Source organism: Acidisoma sp. 7E03 (genome assembly GCF_054665075.1).
On the sequence record NZ_BAAFHE010000003.1, the window covers coordinates 398,957 to 413,936 of the forward strand.

4 protein-coding genes are annotated in these 14,980 nt (G+C 67.9%); 2 read left to right on the forward strand and 2 right to left on the reverse strand.

The window, feature by feature from the left end; translation table 11 throughout:
- Positions 1 to 30: 30 nt before the first annotated feature.
- Complete coding sequence (gene efp, locus ACYQ6W_RS07205; RefSeq protein ID WP_459674454.1) at positions 31 to 597, forward strand: elongation factor P; 567 nt, start codon at positions 31 to 33, stop codon at positions 595 to 597.
- 4 nt (positions 598 to 601) lie between these two features.
- Positions 602 to 1,432 (forward strand): inositol monophosphatase family protein, encoded by an 831-nt coding sequence (locus tag ACYQ6W_RS07210; RefSeq protein ID WP_459674455.1) that lies wholly within the window; start codon positions 602 to 604, stop codon positions 1,430 to 1,432.
- A gap of 246 nt (positions 1,433 to 1,678) precedes the next feature.
- Here ACYQ6W_RS07210 and ACYQ6W_RS07215 read toward each other — a convergent pair whose 3' ends face one another.
- Together ACYQ6W_RS07215 and ACYQ6W_RS07220 are read right to left on the reverse strand one after the other, a co-directional pair.
- Entirely contained in the window at positions 1,679 to 2,557 is an 879-nt protein-coding gene (locus ACYQ6W_RS07215) for a sulfotransferase family protein (protein ID WP_459674456.1), read from the reverse strand.
- Between the two features lie 93 nt (positions 2,558 to 2,650).
- Positions 2,651 to 14,860: an AIDA repeat-containing protein gene (locus ACYQ6W_RS07220; protein ID WP_459674469.1), complete on the reverse strand. Its 12,210-nt coding sequence runs from the start codon at positions 14,858 to 14,860 to the stop codon at positions 2,651 to 2,653.
- Positions 14,861 to 14,980 lie beyond the last annotated feature (120 nt).

Sequence of the window (14,980 nt, forward strand, 5' to 3'; positions counted from 1 at the left end):
GCCTCCAATCCCGACGATCGAGAAGTCCCGATGAAGCAGCAGGCGAACCTCATCCGCGCCGGCCAAGTGATCGAGCATGAAGGACGCCGCTGGACGGTCCTCAAGCAGCAGATCATCACCCCTGGCAAAGGCGGCGCATTCATTCAGGTGGAAATGCGCGACCTGAAGACTGGCAACAAGACCAACGAGCGCTGGCGCACCGCCGATACGGTCGAGCGGCTGATGACCGACAACAAGGACTACATCTATTCCTATACGGACGGGGACAACCTCGTGCTGATGGACCAGGAGACCTTCGAGCAGGTGATGGTGCCGGCCGATCTCCTGGGCGATGCGAAGGCCTTCCTGCAGGACAACATGCAGGTCGAGGCCGATCTGGTGGAAGGCGAAGTCGTCGGCCTGCACCTGCCTGCCTCCGTCGTGCTCGAAATCGTCGAGGCCGATCCGGTGGTGAAGGGCCAGACGGCCGCCAGCTCCTACAAGCCGGCCCTGCTCTCCAACGGCGTGAAGACGATGGTGCCCCCCTTCATCGAGACCGGGGAGCGCATCGTGGTCCGGACCGAAGACGCCTCCTACGTCGAGCGCGCGAAGTCCTAAGGCGATGGCCGCGCGCCTTTCCGCTCATCTGACCATCATGGCGAATGCCGCCCAGAAGGCGGCGAAGCAGCTGCTGCGCGACTTCAGCGAAGTCGAGCAGCTGCAGGTCAGCATCAAGGGCCCGTCCGACTTCGTCTCCCAGGCCGATCTGCGCGCCGAGGCGACGATCCGTCAGGAACTGGCCAAGGCCCGCCCCGGCTATGCCTTCCTCATGGAGGAGTCCGGCACCTCGGGCGGCGAGAACTGGACCTGGCGCTGGGTGGTGGATCCGCTGGACGGCACGACCAATTTCCTGCACGGCATGCCGCATTGGGCGATCTCGATCGCCCTCGAGCGGCGCCTGGCCGACGGCACGATCGAGACCAATGCGGCGCTCGTCTACGCCCCCTGCACGGACGAAATGTTCTGGGCGGAGAAGGGCGCGGGCGCCTTCATGAACGAACGCCGCCTGCGCGTCGCGTCTCGGCGGGATTTCGCGCAGTCGGTCTTCGCGACGGGCATTCCCTTCGCGGTGACGACGCAACGCCAGCGCCTCGCCTTCGCGCGCACGCTGAGCACGCTGATGCCGCAGGTGGCGGGCATCCGCCGCTTCGGCGCCGCCTCGCTCGACCTCGCTTGGGTCGCCGCCGGCCGTTTCGACGGGTATTGGGAAATCGGCGTCAAGCCGTGGGACATCGCGGCGGGCATCCTGCTGGTGCGCGAAGCGGGCGGCTATGTCACGACGCCTGCGGGTGAAGAGACCGTGGCAGACGAACTCGTCGCCGCCAATCCGCAGTTGCACCCGAAGCTGCTCGAAGTGGTGGCGGATGGCGTGGCGGCGGCCGGCCTCGCCTGACGCGACGGTCCTAAGCCACGTTGACGATGAAAAGGGCGCCCTCGTGGCGCCCTTTTGCTTTTCTACCGGGGGTGCCGAGAAATCATAGATACATGGGCGCACAGAAGGAGGAGCGATGATGGCGCAAGAACCCCTGTCCGATGCCGATTACGGGACACTCGCGGCCTTCCGTTATGCGCTGAGGCAGTTTTCGAACTTCTCGAAAAGCGCCGCGCGTGCGGCAGGATGAGGGTAGCTCGCGTGGTATCAAATGCGCCATCCGAACAGCGGGAAGCTCCACGCCAGATCGCGCAGGACCCTGTCGTTCATCGCGGGCGTCAGCGTCGTTGTCCAATCACCGACGATGCCCTTGCGCCGGAACGCGCCGTCCACGGCAAGGCCGGGCTCCCGTCCACCGGTCTGCCTGCCGAAGCGCGTCGTCTCAAGGCAATGCGCGATCACCTCCGGTGAGTCGGCAAGGCCGAGGAAGCGGAAGATGGCGCCGGTTTCGGCCGGCCCCTCCGCCTGCAGCCGCTCATAGGTGATGACATGGCAGGCGTCGGGGTCGCTCTCGCGCAAGGCCACCAGCCGCTTCAGGCCTTCGTTCAGCCAGGGCAGAACCTCCGCGATGAACGCGTCTTTGCCGGCGACGCTGTCCTCGAAGCCCCGGCGGCGGCCGAAGAAATGCCAGGTCGAGGTGATGACGTCGCGCGGATCGCGCGCGATGCCGATGAATTTCGCGCGGGGAAACAGCACCCTCAGGCGCGGAAAGAGGAAGACGTTTTCCGGTGTCTTCTCACCATGGGCGCGGCATGTCCGCCCTTCGGCCTGGCGGCGTAGCGCCAGCAGAATGGCCGTGCCGCTCACGATCTCCGCATCCGCCAGCTCCGGCAGCGGATAGCCACGGGCATGGCCGAAGACATGCCGGTTCTTCTCCTCGATCTTCCCGCGCCAGCGGCTCAGCCACGCCTCGAAAAGCGGGAAAACCTCCTTGGCGAAAAGCGCCTCTCCTCGGCAGCAGGCATCGGGATGACTGTCGATGATCTCCTGCACCCAGGTCGTGCCTGAGCGCGGCGCGCCACCGAGGAAGAAGATCTGCGCCTGCGCAAACTCGCGCAGCGCGTCGTGCGTCTCCAGCCAGCTCACGCCGGCCTCCCGCGGATCGCCCCGCCCTGGCACGGGGACGGACGGTCGGGCCGCAGGTGTCGGGGGCGGGCGCGGCCCCCGACGGGTGGCGGATCAGAACAGCTTATGGTCGATCCCCATGAAGGTGATCGAGGTGCCATCGCTCAGCGTCATCACGTCATTGCCGTTGACGATCGTCTCGACCGGCGTGTTGCCGGGGCCGTAGCCGTAGCCTTCGAAGGCGAGGTTGTCGGTGGCGTTGAAGTTGTAGATCACCTCGCTGCCGCCGGCATGCCCGTTGACGAAGCCGAAAACGTTGTGGCCGGCCCCACCGGTCACGGTCGAGGCCCCGCTGCCGCCGATGACGCTGGAGGCGCCGTCGTTCAGGGCGATGGAAACGGTGCCGGTATTGCCGAGCGGATTGGTGAAGTATGCCTGCGCCTGCGTGCCGGTGCCGCCCTGCAGCGTGGAGTTGCCCGTGCCGGCGACGAAGGAGGTGGTGCCTGCATCGGTGTTGGGCCCGATCTCCAACGTCGGCCCCGTGCCGCCGATCAGCAGGGTGGCGCCGGTGCCGCTGCCGCCCGTAAGGGTTTCAGCGCCGAAGCCCGCCCCACCCACCGTCGCCGCCCCGGTGCCGCCGACGAAGGTGAGCGACCCGCCGCCCGCGCCCGCGACCGACATCGCCCCGGCCCCGCCGTTGATCGTGGTGGCGCCCGTGCCCGCCGTCACCGTCGCGGCGCCGCTGGCCGGACCCTGGATGAGCACGCTGCCCCCGCCGGTCTCCAGAACCGAGCCGCTATTGAGACTGGCGGAGAGCACCGAGCCGCTCACCGTGACGGTCGCGCTGCCTGCCTGTTCGATGGCGGAGCCGCCACTGCCGATGAGCAGGCTGGCGCCCCCCTCCAGCACGCCATCGGTGAGGACGCCGCCGGACAGCACGCTCTCCGTCCCGCCGCTCCCGACGGTGGTGGAGACGGCGCTCGCCCCCGAGACGACGGTGAGGTTGGCGCCCGAACCGACGGTGGTCGCGACCACCGTGCCGCCCGACGAGACGACGAGATTGCCGCCGCTGCTCAGGGCGAGGCCGCTGACCACGGCGCCGGAGGAGACGACGGCCGTGCCGCCCGTGCCGATCACGGTGCCACTGGTCGCCGCTCCCGCCGCCAGGATGAGGCTGCCGCCGCTGCTGATGACGGTGTCGAAGGCGGCGCCGCCGGACGAGACGTATTCGACGGCACCGCTGGCGATGACCGTCGCGCGCGCAGTGCCGCCTGCGGATACATATTCCACCGCCCCCGGAGTGAGGGTGGCGCTCAGGCTCGAGCCGCCGGAGGAGAGGACGAGCGCACCCCCGCCATCCACCAGACTCGCGGTCGCCAGCCCATTGGCCCCGACGGATTCCGTCCAGCCGGCGCTGACCTCGAGGCCCGAGGTGGCGCTGCCGCCCCCGATGACCGCGACACCCGAGGTGAGCGTCACGGCGCCCAGACTGACCACTGCCTGGCTGTCGGCGCTCAGCGCAACGGCCGTGCCGCCGCTGCCGAGCAGGAAGCTGCCGCCGCTACCCACGGTGCTGCCACTGTCGACGCCGCCGGCGGAGACGATCTCCACGCTGCCGCTGCCGGTAACCGTGGTGCCGCTGGCCAGGCCGCCGGCCGAGACGATGACGGTGCCGCTGCTGATCGTCGTGCTGATGACGATGCCGCCGGAGGAGACCACCTCCGCCCAGCCGGAACTCAGGGTAAGGCCGGAGGCACTGCTGCCTTCGCCGATGATCTCGCCGCCCGAGGAGAGGTAGACCTGGCCGAGGTCGAGGCGGCCGCCGCTGAGGGTATAGCCGAAGAGCGTGCCGCCGCTGCCGAGCAGAAGCTGGCCGGCGCTTGCCACCACCGTGCCGCTCGCGATGCCGCCGCCCCCAACCTGCAGCGTGCCGCCGCTGCACACGAGGGTGGCCACCGCCGTGCCGTTCTGCCCGAGGATCTCGGTACCGCCGCTGAGAACCGTGCCGCTGGTGACGCCGGAGAGCGGCAGGGGCCGCGCGACCACGAGGGTCGGCAAGCTGGCGGAGACGCGTTCGACGCCGCCGCTCAGCACCACCGTGCCCGTCGCCGTGCCGCCCGAGAGGCGTTGCTCACCGCCGGCGCTAACCGTCACACCGATCGCGGTGCCGCCGACGAGCGCCTGGACGGCGCCGGACTGGACGACGGCGCCGCTCTCGGTGCCGTTCCAATAGACGATGTCGGTGCCGCCGCTGCCGATCAGCGTGCCGATGGCCGTGCCGCCGCTATAGACGAAGTCGAGGCCGCCGCTGTTGACGGTGGCGCTGGCGACGCCGCCGTCTTCCACGATCTGGTTGGCGCCGCTGGCAACGCGGGTACCCGTGGCGAGCCCGCCATCGACGATCTGGCTGCCGCCGCTCGCGACGGTGGTGGCGGTCGCGGTGCCGCCCGAGGAGACGATCTCACCCCAGCCGGCGCTGACCACCGTGCCGGAGGCCGCGCTGCCTTCGCCGATGAGCGCGTTGCCGGAGGACAGATAGACCGCGCCGAGATCGAGGATGGCCCCCGTCGCGGAGATCAGCGCGAAGGAAGTGCCGCTGCTGTCGAGCACGAAGCTGCCGCCGCTCGCCACGGTGCTGCCGCTGTCGATGCCGCCGGCGGAGACGATCTCCATGCTGCCGCTGCCCAAGGTGGCGCTGATCACCAAGCCCCCCGCGACGACGATCTCCGTGCCGCCCGCCTCGACCGTGGTGGAGATCGCGGTCGCGCTGTTCGCAACGAAGTCCGTGCCGCCGCTCTCCACGGTCGTGTCCAGGGCCGTGCCGCCGAAGAAGGCGATGCTGCTCCCGCCGCTCCCGACGATGGTGCCGCTGATCACGCCGCTGATCGCGACGATGTTGATGCCGCCATCACTGACGACGGTGCCGATGGACGATCCGCCGGAGATGGTGCCGACCAGACCACTGCTGACCACCGTACTGCCGCTGGCGACGCCGCCACTCGAGACAATGAGGCTGCCGCCGCTGGGCACCGTCGTGCTGATCACGACGCCGCCGGACGAGACCACCTCCGTCCAGCCGGCGCTGATGGTGAAGCCGGAGGCGCTGCTGCCCTCGCCGATGATCTCGCCGCCGGAGGAGAGGTAGACGCTGCCGAGATCGACGCTGGCCCCCACGCCCGCGCTGAAGCCGAAGAGCGTGCCGCCGCTGCCCAGCACCAAGCTGCCGCCGCTCTCCACCCGGGTGCCGCTCGCGACGCCGCCGCTGGAGACGATTTCGGTGCCCCCGAACCCGACCTCGGTCGCGATGGAGGACCCGGTGCGGCCGACAATCTCGGTGCCACCGCTGAGCCGCGTGCCGATGGTGACCCCGCTGGTCGGCAGCGGCGCCAAGATCAGGCCTAGCGGCACGAAGGACACCCGCTCCACGCCACCGCTCAGCACCAGGGTATCGATCGCCGTGCCGCCCGAGACCTGCTGAAGGCCACCCCCCGCCACGGTCGCGCTGATCGCGGTGCCGCCGGCAACACGCTCGGTGCCGCCACTCTCGACCATGGAAGCGCTGGCGACGCCGCCGCGATAGAGGCTTTCGAAAGCACCGCTGCCGACGTCAGTCCCGGTCGTGACGCCGCCGCTGAAGACCTGGGCTTCCCCATCCGCGGTGATTGCGGTGGCCGTAGTGACGCCACCGGCGGAGACCTCCGCGGTCCATCCGGCGCTCACCACTAGGCCGGACCCGCCGCTGCCTTGACCGATCACCTCACCGTCGGAGCGCAGGAAGACGGCGCCGAAGTCGACGCCGTTGCCAACCACATCCTGCACGTCGAAGGAAGTCCCGCCGCTGGCAAGCACGAAGCTGCCGCCACTGCTCACCACGCTTGCGCTGTCAATCCCACCGGACGAGACGATCTCGGTGCCGCCGCTCAAGACGGTGAAGCTGGTGGCGACGCCGGCAGAGGTCACGATCGCGGCGACGCCGGAACCGACGGTGATGCCGGACGCGGCATTGCCCTCGCCGATGATCTCGCCACCCGAGGAGAGAGAGACGCCGCCGAACGCGACGACCGCCCCGCTGTCCGCGCTCAGTCCGAACAGTGTGCCGCCGCTCGCGAGGACCAGGCTGCCACCGCTCGCGACGGTGGTGCCGCTCGCCATGCCGCCCGCGCTCACCAGTTCCGTGCCGCCCGCGCTCACCGTCGTGCCGCTGGCGGTGCCGAAGACGCTTTCCGTGCCACCACTGCCGACGACGGTGCCGACCGTCGTGCCCGAGGTTTGAACCAGATCGATCCAGCCGCTGCTGACGACGAGGCCCGAAGCGGCATTCCCTTCACCGAGGAGGGCCGCGATGGACGCGCCGCCGCTGACAGGCACGAGGCCGCTGTAGAGGATGATCTGGCCCAGCTCGAGATTGGAATCGAAGGAGGCCGAGAGGTTGAGGAGCGTGCCGCCGCTGGTAAGGCTGATGACACTGCCGTCCAGCGCGGTGGTGCCGCTGCCGATGCCACCGGCAGAGACGATCTCCGTGCCACCGCCGCTGATGACGGTGCCGCTGTCCTGCCCCGCCAGAACCTCCACGCCGCCATCGCCAATCGTCGTCTCAACCACCACACCGCCGGACGAGACCACCTCGGTCCAGCCGGAGCTGACGACGACGCCCGAAGTGGCGCTGCCACCACCGATGATTTCGCTGCTCGAGGAGAGGTAGACGGCGCCGAGGTCGATAGTGGCGCCCGCCGCCGACAGCACGTCGAACACCGTGCCGCCGCTGCCGAGCACCAGGCTGCCGCCGCTGCTCACGGCCGTGCTGGTCGCCGTGCCGCCGGCGCCCACCACCTCCGTCCAGCCGGCACTGACGACCACGGCCGAGGTGCTGCTGCCTTGGGGGATGATCTCGCCCCCCGAGGAGAGATAGACACTGCCGAAATCGATCACCGCCCCGGTTTCCGAGGTGAGGCCGAGGACGGTGCTGCCGCTGGTCAACAGCAGGGTGCCACCGCTCTCGACGGTGGCTCCGCTCGCAATGCCACCGGCCGAGAGAATCTCGATGCCACCGCTATTGACGATGGTTGCGCTGGCGACGCCGCCCGACGAGATCATCTCGATGCCGCCGCCGTTGGCGATCGTGCCGACCACCACGCCGCGCACGATTTCGGTGCCGCCGCTTTCCAGGATGCTGCCGCTTGCCAGGCCGCCTGCGAGGATGGCCTCTGCGCCCCCGGCACTGACGATCGTGCCCAGCGCGGTGCCACCGGAATAAACGCCTTCCGTCCCGCCACTGATGACGGTGCCGCTCGCCACGCCGCCCGCATAGACGATCTGCACACCGCTGGAGGCGAGGATCGTGCCCAGGGCCAGGCCACTGACCCATTCCCGACCGCCGCTCTCGATGATCGAGCCACTCAGGATGCCGCCGGACGAAGCCACGTCTCGCCCGCCGGAATGGACGACCGTGCCGCTGGCGACACCGCCTGCGACGGCGATCTGGCTGCCGTCCGAACTGACGGTGGTGCCCAAGGCCAGACCGCCGGAGGAGACGATCTCCCCGCCGTCCGCACTGACGACCGTGCCGCTCACGACGCCGCCGGAGGAAACGATATCCGTCCATCCCGAACTGACGGTGAGGCCCGAAGCGCCACTCCCCTCGCCGATGATCTCACCCCCGGAGGAGAGGTAGACGCTGCCGAGATCGATCGCGGCACCGGCGGCAGAGACCAGATTGAAGGATGTGCCGCCGCTGAGGAGCACGAAGCTGCCGCCGCTGCTGATGACGGCGCCGCTGTCGATGCCGCTCGAGGAGAGGATTTCGGTGCCGCCACCGCTGACGACGGCACCGCTGACGACACCGGAGAGGCGAGCGCTCAAAACGCCGCCGCTCTCCACCGTCGTGCTGATCGCGGTGCCCCCTACGACGTCTTCGGTTCCGCCGCTGAGAGCGGTGGTGCTGATCGTGGTCCCGGAAAAGGCTTGCTGCGTCCCGCCGCTGTTGATCGTCGTGCCGCTGGCGACACCGCCGAAATCGACATTCTGGCCGCCACCGGCCTCCGTCACCGTGCCACTCGCCACGCCCCCGGCGAAGACATACTCGCTCCCGTCGGCGCCGCTCACCACCGTGCCGATGGCGGTCGCGCCGGAGAAGAGGGACTGGTCACCCCCGGCGCCGACCGTCGTGCTGATCGCGATGCCCGAGGAGACGGCCTCGTAGCCCCCGGTGATCATCGTGCCGCTGGTCAGCCCACCCGACAGCACACCCACATAGCCGCCGCTGCTCACGGCCGCGAAGCTGGCGGTGCCCCCGGCGTAGACATAGAGCGTGCCGCCAATCAGAACGGTGCTCGTCACCGTGCCGAGATCAAGCTCGACGCCGGCACTGCTGACCACCGAACCGCTGGCGCTCCCGCCGGCATAAATAGTCTCGTAACCGCCGGCATTCACCGTGCCGCGCGTGACGCCGCCCGAGAACACAAAATCGGTGCCGCCCAATAGCGTGGAGCCACTCGCCAGACCGCCGGCGCTCACCCATTGGATGCCGCCGCTGCTCACGACCGTTGCGCTGGCAAGACCGCCCGAGTACAGAACCTCTGCGCCGCCCGAGCTGACGATGGTCGCTGTGGTCACGCCGCCGGAGGACGCGACCTGCGCCCAACCGGCACTGACGGTAAAGCCGGAGGTGCTGCTCCCCTCGCCAATGATCGTGCCGCCAGATGAAAGATAAAGGGCCCCGCGATTGACGACGGCGCCGGCCGCCGAGCTCAGGTTGAAGAGGGTACCGCCGCTCGCGAGCAACAGGCTGCCCCCGGAGCTGACGGTCGTGCCTGTGGCAATGCCGCCACTCACGACCACCTGCGTGCCACCCGAAAGGATGGTGGTGCTACTGAAGGTGCCGGCAGCCGATACCGTTTCCACACCGCCGCTGGAGACCACGGTGCCAATTTCGGTACCGCCGGAGAGGAGTTCCGTTCCCCCGGCATAGAGCTGTGCATCACGCGCGAGGCCGCCCGACGAGACGACCTCGGTCCAGCCCGAACTGACGGTGAGGCCGGAAACGCTGCTCCCCTCGCCGATGATCTCGCCACCGGAGGAGAGATAGACGGCGCCGAGATCAACGGACGCGCCCGCCCCGGAACTCAGAGTGAACAGCGTGCCGCCGCTGCCGAGGACGAGGCTGCCGCCGCTGCTCACCGTCGTTCCACTCGCGACACCGTAGATGATCTCCGTGCCGCCGCTGCCGACGACCGTGCTGACGGTCGTCCCAGACGACTGCACCTGTTCGACCCAGGCGCTGCTGACGACGAGCCCGCTAGCCGCATTCCCTTCGCCGACGAGCGCTGCGATGGACACGCCGCCGCTGAGCGGAACGACCCCGCTGTAGAGGATGATCTGACCCAATTCGAGATTGGAATCGAAAGAGGCCGAGAGGTTGAGGAGTGTGCCACCACTGGTGAGGCTGATGACACTGCCGTCCAACGCGGTGGTGCCGCTGGCGACACCACCGGCGGAGATGATCCCCGTGCCACCGCCGCTGATGACGGTGCCATTGTCCCGCCCCGCCAGGATTTCCACCCCACCGCTGCGGACGGTCGTGGCGATGGCCAAGCCGCTGGAGGAGATTTGCGCAGTCCACTCGGCACTGACCGTGAGACCGGAGGTGCTGCTGCCTTCGCCGATGATCTCACCACCCGAGGAGAGATAGACGGCGCCCAACGACACCCCCGCACCTGCCGCCGATGTCAGATTGAAGAGTGTACCGCCGCTGGCAAGGGAGAGGGTGCCGCCACTGCTCACCGCAACGCCGCTATCGACGCCGCCGGACAACACGATTTCGGTGCCACCGCTGCTGACCGTCGTGGCGCTTGCAACATTGCCGGAGGACACGTTCAGCAGCCCGCCAGCGCTGACGAGGGAGGAGATGGCCGTGCCGCCGGTGATCGTGAAAAGCCCGACATTCTCCGTGCCGCCGCTCAGCACGATGGTGCCGATAGCAGTGCCGCCAGCATAGAGATATTGAGTGCCGCCACTCAGAGTGGCGCTGTTCGCGACACCCTGGAAGACGAGCTGCGTCGCGCTTATCTCGAAGACGCTGCCGCTATCGACGCCTTGGACGACTTCCGTCCCCCCACTGGTCACCGTCGCGCTGACGGTGGTCCCTCCTGCCGACACATATTCCGTGCCGCCACTGCTCACCGTCGCGGAGCTGGTCACACCGCCGTTCTCGACATACTCGACCGCGTTGTAGCTGCCACTCAGCAGCGTACCGATGGCCGTGCCGCCCGCGGAGACATATTGGAACCCGCCCCACTGATAGGAAATATCCCCGGTCAGCACGGCCGAAATCTGCGTGCCCCCGGCAGAGACCACGGCCACACCGTAGTTGTTGACCTTGATACCGGTCGCAGTCCCGCCCGCCAGCACCACGGTGCCGCCGGAACTGACGATGCCGCCACTCACACTCCCGCCGGACGAGACGGTTTCGTAGCCGCCACTGCTGACAACCGTATCAATGGCCGTACCAGCGGCAGAGACGACTTCGTAACCGCCGCTGAGCACGACGGTGCCGTTGGTGATACCCGCCGAGTCCACCAGCTCCGTGCCGCCGGCGCTGACGACCGTTCCGCTTACGAGGCCGGATACGATTTCAGTGCCACCACTGTCGACGGTGGTGCTGACGGTCGTCCCCGAGGATTGCACTTGCTCGATCCAGCCGCTGCTGACGACGAGCCCGCTAGCCGCATTCCCTTCGCCGACGAGCGCTGCGATGGACACGCCGCCGCTGAGCGGAACGACCCCGCTGTAGAGGATGATCTGACCCAATTCGAGATTGGAATCGAAGGATGCAGAGAGGTTGAGGAGCCTGCCACCACTCGAAAGCAGCACAGATCCACCTGAACTGACGATCGTGCCGGTAGCTGTGCCGCCACTCGCGATCGTCTGCGTGCCACCCGAAAGGATGATGCTGCTGCTGAAGGTGCCGGTGGCCGAGACGATCTCCACCCCGCCGCTGGAGACTGTCGTGCCGATCTCGGTGCCGCCGGAGAGGAGTTCCGTTCCCCCGGCGTGTAGCTGGGCGTTTCGCACGAGGCCACCGCTCGCCACGCGCAGCGTACCGCCGCTGCTCACCGTCGAACTGCTGACGACACCGCCCGAGGAGACGACCTCCGTCCACCCGGAACTGACCACGATCCCGAAACTGCTGCTACCCTCGCCGATGATCTCACCACCCGAGGAGAGATAGACGGCGCCAAGATCAACGGATGCGCCCGTCCCGGAACTCAGAGTGAACAGCGTACCGCCGCTGCCGAGGACGAGGCTGCCGCCGCTGCTCACCGTCGCACCGCTTTCGATGCCCCCGGATGAAACGATCTCCGTGCCACCGCTATTGAGGAGGCTTCCGCTGCCGGTCCCGCCCGAGATGATCTCACTGCCGCCGGAATTGACCACAGTGCCGAAGGCATGGGCATAAGTGCCGCTCAGGATCTGAAACCCGCCGCTCTCCAGCGTCGTGCCGATCGCCGTGCCGTCCCCGAAGATCTGCGTGCCGCCCGAAGAAACCGTGGTCCCGCTAGCGGTGCCGATGAAGATGAGTTCGGTGCCCCCAGCGCTGACAACATCGCCTTGCGCGGTCCCATAGACATAGTCGCTCGCGCCACCGAGAATGGTGGTGCCGCTCTGGAGACCGGCAACCGAGGCGGTGCCACCGCTGCTGATGACCGCCCCGATGATCACGCCGCCAGCATGGACATCGAGATGGGCGCTGCCCACGGTCGTGCCGATCGCCGTGCCGGAGGCCCGAACGGATTCGGTGCCGCCGGCGCCGACGACGGTGCCATGCGTGCTGCCGTCTACTGAGACGACCTCCGTCCAGCCCGAACTGACGACGAGCCCGGAGGTGGCACTTCCCTCGCCGATGATCTCCGCGCCGGACGAGAGATAGACGGCGCCGAAATACACGCTGGCATTTGATGCTGATATCAGGCTGAAGAGCGTGCCATCGCTGCCGAGGACGAGGCTGCCGCCGCTGCTCACCGTCGAACTGCTGACGACACCGCCCGAGGAGACGATCTCCGTCCAACCCGAATTGACGACGAGCCCGGAGGTGGCACTGCCCTCACCGATGATTTCCGTGCCAGACGAGAGATAGACGGCGCCCAGAGAGATGCTGGCTCCAGCTGCCGAGATCACGTTGAAGAGCGTGCCGCCACTGCCGAGGACGAGGCTGCCGCCGCTGCTTACCGTCGAGCTACTGGCAGTACCGCCGGACGAGACGACTTCCGCCCATCCCGAACTGACGACGAGCCCGGAGGTGCTGGCACCTTGGCCGATGATTTCCCCGCTCGCGGAAAGATAGACGCCGCCCAGATTGAGCGTCGCCCCGGTCTGCGACGTCAGCCCGATGACGGTGCCGCCACTCGACAGCACCAGCGTCCCGCCTGAACTGACGGTGGCGCCGCTCGCGACACCGTCGGCAAGAACGACCACTTCACCGCCTGAGGAGGCCATGTCACCGGTGGCGACCGCCCCGCTGAACACGATTTCCCGTCCGCCCGAGCTGACCGTCGTCCCGCTCGCACGACCGGACCCCTCAACCCACAGGTTGCCCCCGGAGGTGACGATCGCCCCCACCGCAGTGCCGCCACTGGAGACGAGTTCCGTCCCGCCATAACTGACCGTATCGCCGCTGGCGACGCCGTGTCCGTAGATGACTTCGGTGCCACCGAAACTGATCGTCGTCCCGCTCACTGCGCCGCCGGAATAAATATAGACGTCGCCGTTGGCGTTGATGATCGTTCCCTGCGCGCTGCCTCCTGAGAAGACACTTTGGTAGCCATAGCCGACCACCACCGTGCCGGAGGCCAAGCCGCCGGAGGAGACGATCTGAGCGCCGAAGCTCTGCACATGGGTGCCAATGGACGTGCCGCCGGCCAAGACGGCCTCCGACCCGCCGCTGCTGACGATGCTCCCGCTGGCGATGCCACCAGCACTCAGCACGTCTTTGCCGCCGAAGAGAATACTCGTGCCGCTGATTATGCCACCGGAGGAGGCGACTTCCACCCAGCCCGAACTGACGGTGGCGGAGGTGGCGCTTCCTTCACCGATGATTTCCGTTCCGGAAGACAGATAGATCGCGCCAAAGGAAAGATCGGCACCCGGCGCCGAGGTGAGATTGAAGACGGTACCGCCGCTGGACAGGATCAGGCTGCCGCCGCTGCTCACCGTCGAACTACGGGCAACGCCACCCGAGGAGACGATGAGCTGTCCCGACACGATCACGGTGCCGGCATCCGCACCACCGACGATGACTTCCGAACCACCGCTCGCCACGAGGGCGCCCGTAGCGGTACCGCCGGAGGAGACGATGATGGTGCCGCCGAGGGCCCAGGCCCCGTCGCCCGATCCGCCTGAAAGAACGACGAGAGAGCCACCGCTGCTGATGTTGTCTTCACTCGTCCCGCCGGAGGAGACGATGATGGTGCCGCCGCTGACGGCAGCGCCATTGATGCCGGTGCCACCCGCGGACAAGACGAAGACCCCGCCGGCGCTGACGATGGCACTGTCCTCCTGGCCGCCGGATGATACCAGGAGGGTACCGCCACTTCCGACGGCCGTGGATACGACAGTGCCGCCAGTTGAAACCACCTGGTATCCGCCGGCGCCCACAGTCGTTGCCGTCGTGGTTCCGCCATCGGAGACCACTTCATAGCCACCGCTGCTGACGACCGTACCACTCGCACTGCCACCGTATCCCAGATTTTGGGTTCCGCCGGCGAGAATGGTCGTGCTGATGGCACTGCCATGGATATTGGCCGTGCCACCGGCACTGATGACGGTCCCGCTGACGCGACCGCTGCCATACACGTAGTCGGTTCCGCCAAAACTGATGACAGTGCCGCTCGCCGCGCCGCCCGCATAGACTTGCTCGAAGCCGCCAGAGCTGAGGAGGGTGTTGAGGGCACTGCCCCCGGACGAGATGATCTGCGTGCCCGCCGCACTGACCACCGCGCCGCTCGCAATGCCGCCGGAGATGATGCGTTGCTGACTGCCGCTGGTGAGGGTGGTGCTGATGAAGCTGCCCCCGGAGGAGACGGTTTCAATGGCCCCGCTGGAGAGGATGGTGCCGATCACGGTGCCGGCAGAAACGACTTCACTGCCTCCGGAAAGCAGGGTCGCGCTTCGCGCCGTGCCGCCCGCTGACACCATGAGCGTGCCACCGCTACTAACGGTGGTGCCACTGGCCAAGCCGTGGCTGGAGATCACTTCGTAGCCACCACTGCTGATGGTGGTGCTGATGGCCGAACCATGACTGGAGATAACTTCGAAGCCGCCGGTGCGAATGACCGTGCCGCTCGCGAGACCGCCGTATGAACCGCACCGGGTTTCCCGGAGGCTCCAACTTCCAAGTAGAGTGGAGCTATGACGAGCAAGACGACGAACAAATTCAGCCCTGAGGTTCGG